Consider the following 14,251-nt stretch of genomic DNA (forward strand, 5'->3'; position numbering starts at 1 on the left):
GAGTAAGGAGACAGTATGTTGATCAGAAAACCCCTGGCGGTTGCCTGCCTGGTGGTGGCCCCCGTGGCCTGGGCCCAGGAAAGCGGCAACGTCGAAGGTGAGGCTGAGCTTGGCATTTTGCTGACCTCTGGCAACACCGAAGAAACCAAGGTGAATGGTCGGCTGGCTCTCAAACATGAGACAACGATGTGGCGGAATACCGGCGAGTTCAGTTCCCGGTACACCGAAGCTGACGACGAAACCACCGCAGAGGAATATCAGGCTGCGCTGGAATCCGACTACAAGTTCGATGAGCAACAATACTGGTTTGTCAGAGGTTCCTGGGAAGACGATCGTTTCTCCGGTTACGACTTCGAGTCTACCTTGAGCACTGGTTACGGAAACCGAGTCTGGCAGGTGGGAGAGCGATCGTTCCTCGACCTTTCTGGAGGCTTGGGTTATCGGTATAACAAGCTTGAGGAGGTGAATGACGATGGCGACGACGCCGAAAAGGAAGCGATCGCAAGATTAGCCGCCCATTTCGACTACGCCTTATCCGACACCGCCCTGTTCCGGCAGAAGCTCAGTACCGAAATCGGACTGGATGAGAACAACACCATCAGCCAGTCCGAAACGTCCCTGCAAACCAGTATCGTGGGTTCGCTGTCGATGAAAGCGGCGTTCCGGGTAAAGCATGTATCCGATGCGCCCGCCGGTACTGACAAGACCGACACAGAAACGTCATTGTCGTTGCTGTACGGGTTCTGACACACCCGGTAGCCACAAACAAAAACGGGGCAGGGGAAGAATCCTCTGCCCCGTTTGTTTTTGGGGTTATACGTTGTTTCTCAGGCCCAGTTCGTCCGGGTAGGGCGTCAGGTATTTCTGGGAGTGCAGGTAGTCTACCGGTTCCTTGCGTTGGGCCAGGCGCAGCAGCGTCATGGGCACCACCAGAGGTATCTCACCGCGCCGGTAGGCTTCGATCTGCTCCAGCAGAACGGTTTTTTCCTCGGCCGACATGCCTTCTTTCAGAAAACCCAGCAGATGCTGCATGGCATTCACATGCGAGCCACGGCTTACCCGTTGGGTCATGGCTTCCATGAACTGATGGATGTAGCGGTCGGCAATCTGTTCCAGAGGTTCGGATTTGAGGTCGCCCAGCATCGGGCCCAGTTGCCGGTAGATCTTTTCTGAATGGGCCAGCAGCGTGAACTTGTGGCGGGTGTGGAAATCAATCAGCGCCTGCTTGGTCAGGTTTTCGCCTGCCACGTTCTGCATCCAGTCGTCGTAGGCAAATACCCGTTCAATGAAGTTTTCCCGCAGCATGTCATCGTGCAGGCGGCCTTCCTCTTCCACCGGCATCAGCGGGTAGGCTTTCATCAGCGCCTCGGCGAACATACCGCGGCCATCTCTGTGCATGAAACTGCCTTCGGCGTTGTGAATCTTGATGCGTTCCATGCCGCAACTGGGCGACTTCGCCATCAGGATGTAGCCGCGAAGGTTGGCCAGTGAGGGTAGCACCTCGGCAATGAAGTTCTGCATGCCTTCGGTGTGGTCTTTGCTGCCCTTGCTTTCCACCAGATGAAGACCGTCTTCATGCTCCCGCAGATGAATGGCGGGGCGGGGAACGCCAAGGCCGGCTTCAAGTTCCGGGCAGATAGAGCGGAACTCGAAGTGCTTTGCCAGCACCTGGGTACAGTAGCGGGAGTGTTTGTGGCCGCCGTCGTGCCGAACTTCCTTGCCCAACAGGCAGGTGCTGATGCCAACCGGTATACCGCTCACAGGCTTCTCCAATACACAAAAGTGACGTTACTGATACCGCTTACGTTCATTCAGTGTAAACCGATCAGAGCAATGCACCCAAGGTACTCATGAAGACGTTTTGTTGCGTTTCTCCCGGGCAGCCAGGCTGGTCGCGTAAATGCCCCGGACATCCCGGGCAAATTGCTCGATGGAATAATCCTCGGCAAAGGCCCGGGCTTTGTCCGACAGCTCGGTGCGCAGTTTGTCGTCCTCAAGCAGCCGTTGGGCTTTCTCAATCCAGCGGGCCTGGTTCTCCGGAGTCTTGTAGCCGTTCAGGCCGTCCCGAACCACATCTTCAATGCCGCTGGAGCGAACCGCCACCACCGGCAGCCCGGCAGACATGGCTTCCAGAATGACCATGCCCTGGGTCTCGGATTTGGAGGCGAACAGGAAGGCATCGCCAAGGTTGTACCAGAGCGCCATCTCCTCCGGCTGAACCGCGCCCACCAGGGTAAAGTGAGAGCCCAGCTCCAGGCTGTCAATTTTCTTCTGTAGCCGGTCCCTCTGGTGGCCATCGCCAATCATCAGAAACCGGAATGGCACGTCGCTTTCCTGCCGCAGCCGGTCGATGGCTTCGATCATGAAGTCGATGTTCTTTTCGTTGGAAAGCCGGGCCACGCTGATAAAGACCTTCTCGTTGCTCAGCGCCAGTTTTTTCCGGAGTGTCTCCACATCTGCGGGCTTCACAGCCTGGAAACGCTCGTACTCGATACCGGTGGGTTGTACGAAGGTGGGGGTGGTCACCCCGATCATCCGCAGGTATTCCTCGGTGGAGTAAGTCGGTACGATCACGCCATCGCAGCGGTTGGCGAAGCGTTTGATCAGAGCGTGGGAAATCAGGTTCCGGAACAGCATCCCGGGCAAGGGGACAAAGTGAGCGTAGTGCTCCAGACGGGTGTGATAGGTATAGATGGCCGGAATACGCAGCTGACGGGCCATAAACAGCCCCAGACTACCCAGCCAGAACGGATGATGCAGGTGAATCACATCCGGCCGGAAGGCCCGCACCTGCTTGCGGATACGGGCCAGGAAAATATTGGCCAGACGGAATTCCCGTTTCTCGCCCATGGCCAGCAGTGATGGTACCCGAACTACCGCATCCTCATGACTGGGCTGGTCGCGATACCGGGGCGCGACAATCTGGGTGCTATCTCCCAGATGTTCCAGGCCACGGCGCAGCCGTTCAATGGAAATCGGAACCCCGCCAATGAAAGGCAGATAGTTGTTGGTGAACATGGTGACCCGCAACGGCTTTTCGAGCCACGGGGTGGGGTCGAGGTCGTAATCCGGGTAGTAATCCTTGCCGATGAAGATAACCTGGTAAAGCTTGATGGTGAGCGCCAAAAACACCGAGACGATCAGGATGAAGTTCAGATAGCCGGTGTAGAACAGGGAATACACGAAGAACCAGAAGCTCTCCAGGCGCTTCCAGACCGGATGCTGGCCCACTTCCAGACGCTCCATCTGGTAGCTGACGTCGCCGTCTGGAGAGACCCGTACGTCCACGTAGTGGTAGAAGCTATCCTCCGTATTCAGCACCAGCCCGCCGGCACCCCCGGTGGTGATGTAGGGCGTGCCATCCACCACTTGCTCGTCAAAGAGCGACAGGTTGGCCGAAAACACCAGGTCGATGCCTTGCTCCCGAATCAGCTGCAGCAGCTCCTCCCGGAAGGCGGGAGGTTGCAGGTAGTCGTCTTCATCGTCGAACAGGGCTGGGGTTTCCGGTTGCAGAAGCGGGTGGCCAATAAACAGGATGTGGGCGTTGCTGGTGTCGTGGGCCAGAAGGTCCCGGAGCCAGCGCATCTGCCAGCGCCAGGGCGTTTTCCCGGTGCTGTCCAGGAAGATCAGCCGGGTATTACCGGCCCGCACACTGTAGAAATGGGGCCCGAAATGATCATAAAACCGGAAACTGCCAAAATTCTCGTATTCGTGCGGGCCGAAGGTGAGCAGATAGGGAATGTCCAGGTGGCTCAGGGTGCCATACAGTGCCCGGTATTTATCCTCGCCACCGCCGCTCACGGCATTGCCGGACGACACCAGAAAGTCCACACCGGCCTGATTCAGGGTCGGGATAAACCGGCGCTCGAAGATGCCCACGGAATTGTTGATGTTGCCCACCACCGCAAAACGGATACCGGAGCCTGGCGGAGTGCGTTGGTGGATGCGTTCAACCTGCTCGCTGTGCAGGGCCTCAAAGTCCTGTTTGAAGAAATTCAGGTACACCTTGTAGCCCACCAGCGCCACCACAATGGCCAGGCACAGATAGAACAGCAGTTTAAGCGGGTTACGACGGATCATTCCGGCCTCCGGTGGCTTTTGATCAGTTCCCTCTGCATCACCAGCAAACCGATGAACATGCCCAGGTAGATAGTGAGAAAACGCCAGGCAATGGTGACCAGCACCAGATGATTGCCCGACAGGATATCCCGGAAGAAACTGCCGAACACGCCCTCTGATATGCCAGAGGCCCCGGGGGTGGGGGAGAAATACATGATGAAGGTGGTTACCACCAGCAAGCCCAGAGTGGTCAGGTAATCCACCTCATAGCCCAGGCCGTGGATCAGAAGGGCGGGAAAACTGAACAGGCTGAGCAGGAACACGGCGGTGAACACTACCGACAGCAGAACGTCCCGTGGCGCGCCACGGAGGTATTCGCTGAAACACAGGGCAAACCGCAGCATTTCCCGCCGTAATTTGAACTGCCAGCGGTCGTGCCGCCGGTGGTTGATCAGGTGTGCCTTGCGCAGGCCTGCGACAAGAGCGCTCAACGGCAGGATCATCCAGCGTGTCCGGAACAGCAGCACGGCGAAGAATCCCAGATAGAGCGACACAAACACCGCCAGTGCAGTGCCGATACCGGACGACCAGATGCCGCCGTCCAGGGCCTCCAGGCTCAATAGAAAGACCGGTGTCAGTGAGAAAATGAACGCCACCGCGAGTACCGTGCGGATAGTGGTGGCCGCCGTGGCGCGGGCCACGGGCACCCCATGGCGGGTGAGATACCAGATCTGGGCAAACCCGCCCCCGGTAGCCATGGGCGTTACGTTGGAGAAAAACAGATTAATGAACACCAGCCGGAAGATCTTGCGCAATGGCAGCCGGTGCCCCAGCGCCTTGAGGGTGTAGTGCAGGCGCAGACCATCGGCCATGAAGTAGATCAGCAGCAGGGCCGCGACCGGCAACAGCAGAGTGGGAGAAAGCAGGCGATCGTCGAACTGGAAACTGCGGCCGGCGAAGCGGTCGTAGACCGCATACAGGCCGGCGCCGGTCATGACTAGGAACAACAGGGCGAAGGCCGTAAGCCGTCGCCAGGAAGTCCGTTTCTGGTAGTTGCTGTCAGTGCTGTTGGTCATGCTCTGCCCGTCTGTTGGTGGCGGGCAGTGTACCCTGTGCAGGGCAGTGCTTGTCCAGTTTGGCTTAGTGACCGTAAACCATCAGATTGGTGTTGGTGATGGCAAAGTCTGTGAACTGAACCGAGCCGATGCTGGTGTCACCCATGCGGAATACCGGCATGTCGATATCAGCCCGGAATTCCACATCGTGTACAGAAAGGCCTTCTTTGCCAGAAGCGGCACTGGTGCCCCGGGACAGGTTAGCCTTGGCATGGGCCATACCAAAGTGCCCCAGGGTATCCGCGCCACGGCGGTTATGGATCTGTAGCCCTTCAATGCCAACGGCGGCGAAGTTGAACAGCAGGATCACGTCGGCTGCGTCCCAGTTCAGGCTACCGTTGCTGATTTCGAAATGGGTATCGAGCTGCAGTTCGGAGCCGGACACCACGTTGCCATTGGCCAGGGTGCGCGTGGCGCCATCGTTATTGCGGATAACCAGATCGGTGGGGCCGATGTAGCCCTGCAGCAGGATGTTTGAGAATAAACTGGCGCTGCCTTCACTGCCGGTGGTGGTAATACTGTCGATAGCCAGTTCAAAATCCACCGCCTGCAGGTAATCGGTCAGGCTGGTAGGGTCGCCGTAATCGCTGGCCCCCAGGTGAATCACCAGGTCGCCGCTGTCGAACTGTTTGCCGAAACTGCCACCGACGGAATATTTCGCCAGCGCGTCCGCGACATCGGGATTACTGGTATCGAGCAGGCCAGCGTTGGCGCGGCGTGCTATCTCGGAGAAACCGTGCTCCAGAACCTCGCCACTGCCCGCGATATCAATCGTCAGCTTCATGTTGTCCAGCACGGTATCGTTCTGGCCGGACAATCTCAGGCCGTTGACCCCCAGGGAGCCTTCATCGGTCCAGATCAGGTGATCAATATTGAGTTTGGTTTCCAGTTCAATGGTTACACCGGCCTGGCCAGTCACACCCGCCAGGGTTGTGTCATCCAGCGGCTGGAATTCGGCCATGGCAGGCACGGCTAATGAGGCGCCGGCCATCAGGCTCAGGCAGGCGAGGGATTTTCTGGCCTCAGGAATGAGAAAAGACATGTTGGCCCCGGTTCGTTCGACGATTTGTTGTTATTGATTGATTCAGAACACCTGACGTGTGCTGATCAGCCGCAGGGACAACACAACCAGAGCTGCGGTCGTTAAAAGTTACACATTGTTACTTTAAGCCTGAAGGCGGGGGTGATCTGTGAGGCTGGTCACAACCTGAACAGTCGTGACCGGTGTTTCAATCCAGTGCCTGGCGGATGAGGTTTTTCTGATGTTCGGCGAAGCCTCGGATCAGCTCAGTGGCTTTGGGGGCATCTCTCGCCAACACCGCCTGCGGCAACTCCGAGAAAAACGTACTGGTGGTCGCGAGACCCTGGCGATAGCGGTCTGCTCCGAGATAATAGGCACGGCTTACGGCAGGCTTGAAGTTGGACAAGGCCTCGGTCAGGTAGGGGTTGGCGACAACCTCACAGCAGGCTTCCATCACGTTGAAGCTGGCTTCCACCACCCGGGTGATGTCGGGTTGGGGTTCTTGTATGCGCTCGACCACCTGAGATACCGCGGCCAGTACCCGGTCTCTATCGGATTCCTTCCAACGTTCGCACAGGCGCGAAGCCAGCATCATCAGCAAATGCATGTAGACGTCGTAAAGCTCTGCCGCGTACTCGGCATTCAGCTGGGTTGCGGAAGCCCCTTTCCGCGGCGTGATTTCCACCAGGTGCCAACGCTCTAGGGTGTAAAGCGCCTCTTTCACCGATGCCCGGCTCACTTTGAGTTCCGAGGCCAGGGTGGCCTCCTGAATGCGTTCTCCGGGGGGAACCTGGCCGGTCATGATTCGCTCTGCCAGATAGTTGGCGATCTGCTCCGCCAAAGTGTTAGGCACCTGAAAATCCATAAGAGCTCTCTGAACAGGTTTAACAAGCCGGTTGGCTAAGGAGGGCAAAGCACCGGCAGTCGAGGAAATGCGCATGAGTCTATCACAGCCTGTAACGGGTCAGGGATGGTCCGGCGGAAGATATCCGGTTCGTGAACCTTGTCATCTCCAGAATAACATTTTGTTTGACGACTGCAATATTGTTAGACAATAATGCATGGAGGCTGGGGTCTCATCAAACGCCCGGTTCCGATTCCTACAACAAGGAGCAACCATGAGCTCAGAGTCCATCACTTTCAGTACAGCAGCCGGTCGTCGCCGGCTGTTGTTAACCCTTAAAAAATACAGCTACCTCATTGCGATGATTCCGCTGGTGTTGCCTCCGTTATTACTGGCTGTGGGGGAAAGCACCGGTCTGGTCAACGCCTTCTCCTGGGGCGTCCCCGTGGTTGTGTTTGGCATTATCCCTCTGCTTGATCTGATGCTCGGAAAAGACGCTCTGAATCCTGATGAACAATCCGATGTGCCGCGGCTTAATCAGGAAAAGTATTACCGGGCCGTGACCCTGATCTGGGTCGTCGCCTATGCAGCGTTATTGGGATGGGGTGTCTGGGTACTGGCCTCCGGCGTTTTCAGCCTGGTGGGCGCCCTTGGCTGGGTTGTATCCATCGGTATCGTCGGCGGTCTCGGGATCAATGTGGCCCATGAACTGATTCATAAAGACGACAAACTCGAAACCTGGGCCGGCGGATTCTTGCTTTCCATGGTTTGTTATGCCGGGTTCAAGGTTGAGCACATTCGTGGCCATCACGTGCATGTTTCTACACCAGAGGATGCCTCATCTTCCCGCTACAATCAGTCGCTCTACAGCTTTTTACCACACGCATACGTGCACAACTTTCTGAATGCCTGGAAGCTTGAAGCAGAGCGCCTCAAACGCAAAGGTCATGCTCCAGTCAGCTGGCGCAATGAGTTAATTTGGTGGTACGGAATCAGCGCGCTGCTGCTGGTTGTGTTCAGTGTCGCGTTCGGCTGGCTGGGGGCGCTGTTTTTCCTGGGCCAGAGCTTTATCGCGTTCACGCTTCTTGAGATCGTCAATTATCTGGAGCACTACGGCCTGCATCGTCGCAAGCTTGAAAACGGTCGCTATGAACGAACAACACCTGAGCATAGCTGGAACAGCAATTACTTTCTGACCAATGTGTTCCTGTTTCAGTTACAGCGTCACAGCGACCATCACGCCTACGCCAAGCGTCGTTACCAGGTCCTGCGCCATCATGAAATTGCACCCCAGCTTCCTGCCGGTTACGCCACCATGGTGGTACTGGCCTGCTTCCCGCCACTCTGGCGCAAGGTTATGAATCCGAGAGTGGAAGCCTACTACCGAGGGGAGGAGCATCAGCTGCAATCCTGAGTCTTTCAGGCTTTCCCAGCTGGCGTCTCCGGGCGCCAGACCGACTTCAGAGTGTCTCTGAAGAACGCCGGCTTAGGTCGGCATTAACGCCCTGCGGGTACCTGTCTCTGGCCCGTGGGGTCTTTTTTGCTCTTGAAATTACCGCGGGTCGCACAAAGGTATAGGGTTCGAATCCTTGAACTAAAAAGGGAAACCAACATGCCCAAGCATTTTGAGCAGGCCCCGGGCCTGTACGATGACCCCGTTCCCGAAACCGAAGGCTATGTCTTTAACCAGACCATGATGCGCATCAAGGAGCCTGAGCGTTCCATGGACTTCTACACCCGGGTACTGGGCATGCGCCTGGTTCGCAAGCTGGATTTCCCGGAAATGAAGTTCACGCTCTACTTCCTGGGCTACCTGGACGACAAGCAGGCCCAGTTTGTGCCAAACGATGATGGCCACCGGACTACCTACACCTTTGGCCGGGAAGCGATGCTGGAGCTTACCCATAACTGGGGCACCGAAGACGATGCCGACTTTGCCTACCACAACGGCAATGATGAGCCCCAGGGCTTCGGCCACATCGGCATTGCCGTGCCCGATGTCTACGCTGCCTGTGAGCGCTTCGAAAAGCTGGGCGTGGAATTCGTGAAAAAGCCGGACGACGGCAAAATGAAAGGCCTGGCGTTCATCAAAGACCCGGATGGCTACTGGATTGAAATCCTGCAGCCAGACATGCTGGAGAAACAGCGCAAGGACAGCTGATCACTACGCTGTTCCTGACCCCGGCGTTCAGCTTTCCTGACTGGCGCCGGGCGCCTTGCCATAGCGCGAGGCGACAATCACCGCCACCGTCAGAATGAACGCGCCCGCAACGCCAATCTGCCCCAGTTCCTCTCCCAGAATCAGCCAGGCCAGCAAGGCAATAAACAAAGGTTCGAGCACGACGACAATGCTGGATACCGTCGCCGGCGTGGTTTTCATCCCGGTAAAAAACAGCAGATAGCCAATGCAGGTGGGCACCACGCCAATGTACAGCACCATCAGCCAGTGCTTTAGCCCCATCGTCTCCAGCCCCGCAAAGCCGCCACTCAGGGCCACCACGGGCAACAGCAGCAGTGCGGCGGTACCAAAGCAGATAAAGGCGGTGGTAAACACCGGTGTGCCGGTTGAGTTGTAGCGGCTGGTCAGGGTGAAGCCGGTGTATACCGCCGCCGCCAGCAGCGCCATCAGAATGCCTGCCAGCCGCAGGGTGCCGGCTGTGTCCATGTCACTGACTACCAGCATGCCCGTGCCCAGAATCGCGGCAATCGCGGCCAGGATAGTGAGCAGCCCTGGTTTCTCGCCCAGCAATGGGGCAGCCAGAATAGCCACCAGTACCGGTGGCAGGCACAGGGATATCAGGGTGGCAATGCCAGCTCCGGTCAGATCCACCGCCAGCAGATAGCTGCCCTGATAGAACGCCTGGAACAGCCCCAGGGCGGTGAGGGTGAGCATGGCCTTGCCGCTGAGCGAACGCAAAGAGCTGCCGGGTACCGTCTGGCCGGGATTGCGGGCCACCAGCTGCCGCTGCTCGCGCCGCATCAATAGCCAGAAGAATGGCAGCGCAACCACCAGGCGTAAAAAACCGAGGGTGATGGCCTCCAGCTCCGTACCGTTGAACAGAAACTTGGCGACAATACCTGTAGTGGCCCAGAGCAAAGAGGCCAGGGCAATAAGAAGTGCTCCGTGGATCATGACAAACTGCCGGTTGGAGAAACAAACAGGCAAGGGTATCAGCGGTAAGTGCGTGGCGCTATAAGGGAAAGGAGAGGGGCAGCGAGGCTGCCCCGGGGCTTATTTCACGGCGAGGCGGTCGGCGTTCTTTTCAACCGTACGCGCACCAATACCCTTCACATCAGCCAGTGCTTCAATGCTGGCAAAGGGGCCGTTGGCTTCGCGGTAGTCGACAATGGCCTGGGCTTTGCTCTCACCGACACCGCTCAGAGACGCCAGAGTGGCTACATCTGCGGTGTTGATGTTCACGGCGGGCTGCTCGCTGGCGAAGGCTGCAGAGCCAGTGATCAGGCTGAAAAACAGAACAAGGGTGGCCAGAAATGAGGTTGGTTTCATCGGTGATCTCCTGATTGTAATAACGTTGTTATGAACAGTCAGGCACGACAACCCATTGAGAGTATTGGTGATTCGAAACGGTGCAGAACAAAAAGGGGGAGGTGGGTGCGAGGGCGGTTTAGTGCACGGAAAGGGACTACTGTCCGTGTAGTCCCCAAATTCCGTGGCTGACCCCTGCCTGATCCATCAGGCTGCGCATCATCCTGAGCACTTCATCCTTGCAGTCATCCCTGTAGCCCTGATCCATCGGGCAACTCCGAATCCGTGGAGTTCTCATCCGTGAGCCAACGTCCGTGCTGGCTTGTCATCCCTGACAATGCTCATTCTACGGAAGATGAAATTTCGGAAAATCGGACATCCGCCAGACGGTTTGTGCGAGATATCCCACAGAGCTGTGAGCTTTACGGTGAACCTGAATTCATTGTTTTCAGGGTGTTTTTGCGGGCAATTTATTGCCTGAAAATCAGCGCGCTACCAGATGGTGCAGTGGGGTTTGCCTGCTCTGCACCAATTGAGGGCGGCGGGTTGGCCGAGGCACCGGATTGAGGCCTGAAACGGCGCACCAATTCATTGCAGAGCCGGTCCGGGCATGTTTTTTGTTTTTTAACATCATGTTTTGTAAGTGCTTTTTTGGTTGTTGGAACGGCGAATGCAATTGGCTGTTTGCGTTTGACGACCCAAAACCAACGAAAAGGACGCACAACATGAGCATCAAAAAACACGTGAAACTGGGCCTCTCTGCATTGGCGCTATCTGTCTCCCTCGGTTCTATCAATACAGCGGTTGCCGCCGAAGACCCCATCAAAGTCGGTATTCTCCATTCCCTGTCCGGCACCATGGCCATCAGTGAAACCGCCCTGAAAGACACCATGCTGATGCTGATCGAAAAGCAGAACGAAGCCGGTGGCGTACTTGGCCGGCAGCTCGAGCCGGTGGTGGTTGATCCGGCTTCCAACTGGCCGCTGTTCGCGGAGAAAGCCCGTGAGCTGCTGGAGAAAGAAAAGGTCGACGTTATCTTCGGTAACTGGACCTCGGTGTCCCGTAAATCCGTTCTGCCGGTGGTAGAGGAACTGAACGGCCTGCTGTTCTACCCGGTTCAGTACGAAGGCGAGGAATCGTCTGAAAACGTGTTCTACACCGGTGCGGCCCCCAACCAGCAGGCGATTCCTGCGGTGGATTACCTGATGAACGACCTGGGTGTTGAGCGCTGGGTTCTGGCGGGCACGGATTACGTTTATCCGCGCACCACCAACAAGATTCTGGAAACCTATCTGAAAGACAAAGGCGTGGCCGCCGGCGACATCATGATCAACTACACGCCTTTCGGCCACTCTGACTGGCAGACCATCGTGTCTGACATCAAGAAGTTCGGCAGCGCCGGCAAGAAGACCGCCGTGGTTTCCACCATCAATGGCGACGCCAACGTGCCCTTCTACCGTGAACTGGGCAACCAGGGCATTTCCGCCACCGACATTCCCGTGGTTGCGTTCTCCGTGGGTGAACAGGAACTCTCCGGCATCGACACCGCTCCGCTGGTTGGCCACCTGGCTGCCTGGAACTACTTCATGAGCGTGGATAACGACGCCAACTACGACTTCATCGACGCCTGGGTTGCCTACAAGGGCGACGATGCCGCCGTGACCAACGACCCGATGGAAGCCCACTACATCGGTTTCAACATGTACGTTGAAGCGGTGAAGAAAGCCGGCACCACCGACGTGGATGAAGTGAAAGACGCCATCATCGGTGTGAGCGTACCGAACCTCACCGGCGGATACGCCACCATGATGCCGAACCATCACATCACCAAGCCGGTGCTGATTGGCGAGATCCAGGACAACGGCCAGTTCTCCGTGGTCTGGGAAACCCCGTCTACCGTGGCTGGCGATGCCTGGTCTGACTTCCTGCCAGGTTCCAAGGACCTGATCAGTGACTGGCGAGCGCCTCTGCGCTGCGGCAACTTCAACGTGGTCACTGGCAAGTGCGGTGGTGGCTCGGCTGACGTGGCCTCCAACTAAGCTCCAACCGGGCACAGCCGGGCAGGCCTGAGCCTGCCCGGCACCGCTCCCGAATTCCCAAGCCAACAGGAATGAATCATGAGCATTCACCGATTGCTCGCCAGGATGGTATTGGCTGTCTGTCTGGCCCTAGGGGCCACACTGGCGAATGCCCAGGCGCAGACGAATGCGCCCGAAGCGCTGCTGAAACGGCTCGTAGAAGCCGGGCAAGCTGAAAAAACCGACTTACTCAAAGCCCTCTCCGAAACTGGCGACGAACGCGCCCGGGGCTGGCTGGAAGCCGTTCGCGACGGCAAACTCGCGATGATTGAAGACACCGGTGCCCTGGTAATTGTGGTTAACAACCGGGGCCGCAACTGGCAGATCGCCGACGCCCTGACCGGCGAAGACCTGGGTGAAATGTCGCGCCGGGATCTGCAAAGCCTGCGGGTGAACAACGCCCTGCGGGCCGACATCGAGGGTATCCTCTCGGTGATCGACCTGACCGTGGCCGACCCAGGCCAACGCCTCGATGCTGCGCGCAATCTGCTGGGCGAAGTGAATGAAGCGCTGGCCACCCAGCTCCAGGCCCGTTTGCAGGTGGAAGACAACGGCCAGGTGCGTGACATGCTCACCAATGCCCTGGCCATTTACCAGGTGGAGAAGGGCGATGTTGAGGCGGTTGCCACTTTGTCCGGCAGCCTGAACCCGACCGTGCGTGCCGCCCTGAATAATGCCGTTAACAGCGATGACCCCGCGCTGGCGGCTGCGGCCGAGGAAGCCCTGGCCAGCATTGAACAGAAACTCAAACTCAACCGCGCTGCCGAGACCCTGTATTTTGGCCTGTCCCTCGGCTCGGTACTGGTGCTGGCCGCCATTGGCCTGGCCATCACGTTTGGTGTGATGGGTGTGATCAACATGGCCCATGGCGAGCTGATCATGCTCGGGGCCTACACCACCTGGGGCATGCAGCAGCTGTTCCCGGGCCAGCCCGGCCTGGCCCTGATCCTGTCCATCCCGGCCGGTTTCCTGGTGGCGGCGCTGGCGGGCATCGCCATTGAGCGCAGCGTTATCCAGTACCTGAAGGGCCGCCCGCTGGAAACCCTGCTGGCCACCTTCGGCATCAGCCTGATTCTTCAGCAACTGGTGCGTACGGTGATTTCCCCCCTCAACCGCACCGTGGTCACGCCCGAGTGGATGAGCGGCTCAATCATGGTGAACGAGGCGTTGTCGCTCACCCTGAATCGCCTGTACGTGATCGGCTTTGCCCTGGTGGTATTCGCCGGGCTGATGCTGATCATGCGCAAGACCCGCCTGGGGCTGGAAGTCCGTGCTGTTACCCAGAACCGGGCCATGGCCCGCTCCATGGGCATCAAAGCCACCAAAGTGGACATCATGACCTTCGCCCTGGGCTCCGGCGTGGCCGGGCTGGCGGGCGTGGCCCTGTCGCAGATCACCAACGTCGGCCCCAACCTGGGCCAGAACTACATCATCGATTCGTTCATGGTGGTGGTGTTCGGTGGCGTGGGCAATCTCTGGGGCACCCTCATTGCCGGGCTTTCCCTGGGTACCATCAACCAGCTGCTGGAACCCTGGGCGGGTGCGGTCCTCGCCAAAATCATGGTGCTGGTGCTGATCATCCTGTTCATTCAAAAGCGGCCACGCGGGCTATTCCCGCAGAAAGGCCGTGCGGCGGAGGGCTGAGTT

General features: G+C 57.8%; 13 protein-coding genes. 6 read left to right on the forward strand and 7 right to left on the reverse strand.

The annotated features are described in order from the left end of the window. Nucleotides 1-15: 15 nt before the first annotated feature. Complete coding sequence (locus ACAM27_RS06730) at nt 16-747, forward strand: YdiY family protein (protein ID WP_022992418.1); 732 nt, start codon at nt 16-18, stop codon at nt 745-747. 66 nt (nt 748-813) lie between these two features. Here the strand turns inward: ACAM27_RS06730 and ACAM27_RS06735 are convergent, their stop codons facing one another. The 5 genes from ACAM27_RS06735 to ACAM27_RS06755 form a co-directional block, all read right to left on the reverse strand. Then, complete coding sequence (locus ACAM27_RS06735; RefSeq protein WP_011786452.1) at nt 814-1,761, reverse strand: DUF523 and DUF1722 domain-containing protein; 948 nt, start codon at nt 1,759-1,761, stop codon at nt 814-816. 87 nt (nt 1,762-1,848) lie between these two features. Then, the gene (locus ACAM27_RS06740; protein WP_014422390.1) at nt 1,849-4,080 is read right to left on the reverse strand and encodes a glycosyltransferase; all 2,232 of its coding nucleotides are present in this window, start codon (nt 4,078-4,080) and stop codon (nt 1,849-1,851) included. Beyond that, nucleotides 4,077-5,135 (reverse strand): lysylphosphatidylglycerol synthase transmembrane domain-containing protein, encoded by a 1,059-nt coding sequence (locus tag ACAM27_RS06745; protein WP_022992415.1) that lies wholly within the window; start codon nt 5,133-5,135, stop codon nt 4,077-4,079. The genes ACAM27_RS06740 and ACAM27_RS06745 overlap by 4 nt, the downstream gene beginning before the upstream one ends. 64 nt (nt 5,136-5,199) lie before the next feature. Next, entirely contained in the window at nt 5,200-6,216 is a 1,017-nt protein-coding gene (locus ACAM27_RS06750; RefSeq protein ID WP_222196817.1) for a DUF6160 family protein, read from the reverse strand. Nucleotides 6,217-6,403: 187 nt separating this feature from the next. Further along, nucleotides 6,404-7,060 (reverse strand): GntR family transcriptional regulator, encoded by a 657-nt coding sequence (locus tag ACAM27_RS06755; protein ID WP_022992771.1) that lies wholly within the window; start codon nt 7,058-7,060, stop codon nt 6,404-6,406. Nucleotides 7,061-7,313: 253 nt separating this feature from the next. Here ACAM27_RS06755 and ACAM27_RS06760 point away from each other — a divergent pair, with 253 nt between their 5' ends. Both ACAM27_RS06760 and gloA read left to right on the forward strand, forming a co-directional pair. Further along, nucleotides 7,314-8,453: an alkane 1-monooxygenase gene (locus ACAM27_RS06760; protein WP_022992772.1), complete on the forward strand. Its 1,140-nt coding sequence runs from the start codon at nt 7,314-7,316 to the stop codon at nt 8,451-8,453. 198 nt (nt 8,454-8,651) lie between these two features. After that, nucleotides 8,652-9,200, forward strand: coding sequence for a lactoylglutathione lyase (gloA, locus tag ACAM27_RS06765; RefSeq protein WP_011786447.1), 549 nt, complete (start codon nt 8,652-8,654; stop codon nt 9,198-9,200). A gap of 27 nt (nt 9,201-9,227) precedes the next feature. Here the strand turns inward: gloA and ACAM27_RS06770 are convergent, their stop codons facing one another. Continuing rightward, the gene (locus tag ACAM27_RS06770) at nt 9,228-10,172 is read right to left on the reverse strand and encodes a DMT family transporter (protein ID WP_011786446.1); all 945 of its coding nucleotides are present in this window, start codon (nt 10,170-10,172) and stop codon (nt 9,228-9,230) included. A gap of 99 nt (nt 10,173-10,271) precedes the next feature. Then, on the reverse strand, nt 10,272-10,547 hold the full coding sequence (locus tag ACAM27_RS06775; RefSeq protein WP_022992774.1) for a ComEA family DNA-binding protein: 276 nt from the start codon (nt 10,545-10,547) through the stop codon (nt 10,272-10,274). 279 nt (nt 10,548-10,826) lie between these two features. Between ACAM27_RS06775 and ACAM27_RS06780 the strand changes: the two genes are divergently transcribed. The 3 genes from ACAM27_RS06780 (at nt 10,827) to urtB (ending at nt 14,248) form a co-directional block, all read left to right on the forward strand. Beyond that, nucleotides 10,827-11,093 carry a hypothetical protein gene (locus ACAM27_RS06780; RefSeq protein ID WP_147232550.1) on the forward strand — a complete coding sequence of 89 codons (267 nt, stop codon included), beginning with the start codon at nt 10,827-10,829 and terminating at the stop codon, nt 11,091-11,093. Between the two features lie 158 nt (nt 11,094-11,251). Continuing rightward, a complete protein-coding gene (gene urtA / locus ACAM27_RS06785; RefSeq protein WP_023008526.1) occupies nt 11,252-12,565 on the forward strand; it encodes an urea ABC transporter substrate-binding protein in 1,314 nt (437 codons plus the stop codon). 78 nt (nt 12,566-12,643) lie between these two features. After that, on the forward strand, nt 12,644-14,248 hold the full coding sequence (urtB, locus tag ACAM27_RS06790; protein ID WP_369612723.1) for an urea ABC transporter permease subunit UrtB: 1,605 nt from the start codon (nt 12,644-12,646) through the stop codon (nt 14,246-14,248). Nucleotides 14,249-14,251: the final 3 nt, after the last annotated feature.

Source organism: Marinobacter sp. RI1 (genome assembly GCF_041155085.1).
Classification (GTDB): Bacteria; Pseudomonadota; Gammaproteobacteria; order Pseudomonadales; family Oleiphilaceae; genus Marinobacter; species Marinobacter nauticus.

Coding starts and splice junctions, on each gene's coding strand:
- ACAM27_RS06745 (WP_022992415.1), bottom strand. CDS start 5,135: ATGACCAACAGCACTGACAGCAACTACCAGAAACGGACTTCCTGGCGA.
- ACAM27_RS06760 (WP_022992772.1), top strand. CDS start 7,314: ATGAGCTCAGAGTCCATCACTTTCAGTACAGCAGCCGGTCGTCGCCGG.
- gloA (WP_011786447.1), top strand. CDS start 8,652: ATGCCCAAGCATTTTGAGCAGGCCCCGGGCCTGTACGATGACCCCGTT.
- ACAM27_RS06730 (WP_022992418.1), top strand. CDS start 16: ATGTTGATCAGAAAACCCCTGGCGGTTGCCTGCCTGGTGGTGGCCCCC.
- ACAM27_RS06750 (WP_222196817.1), bottom strand. CDS start 6,216: ATGTCTTTTCTCATTCCTGAGGCCAGAAAATCCCTCGCCTGCCTGAGC.
- urtA (WP_023008526.1), top strand. CDS start 11,252: ATGAGCATCAAAAAACACGTGAAACTGGGCCTCTCTGCATTGGCGCTA.
- ACAM27_RS06770 (WP_011786446.1), bottom strand. CDS start 10,172: ATGATCCACGGAGCACTTCTTATTGCCCTGGCCTCTTTGCTCTGGGCC.
- ACAM27_RS06740 (WP_014422390.1), bottom strand. CDS start 4,080: ATGATCCGTCGTAACCCGCTTAAACTGCTGTTCTATCTGTGCCTGGCC.
- urtB (WP_369612723.1), top strand. CDS start 12,644: ATGAGCATTCACCGATTGCTCGCCAGGATGGTATTGGCTGTCTGTCTG.
- ACAM27_RS06755 (WP_022992771.1), bottom strand. CDS start 7,060: ATGGATTTTCAGGTGCCTAACACTTTGGCGGAGCAGATCGCCAACTAT.
- ACAM27_RS06775 (WP_022992774.1), bottom strand. CDS start 10,547: ATGAAACCAACCTCATTTCTGGCCACCCTTGTTCTGTTTTTCAGCCTG.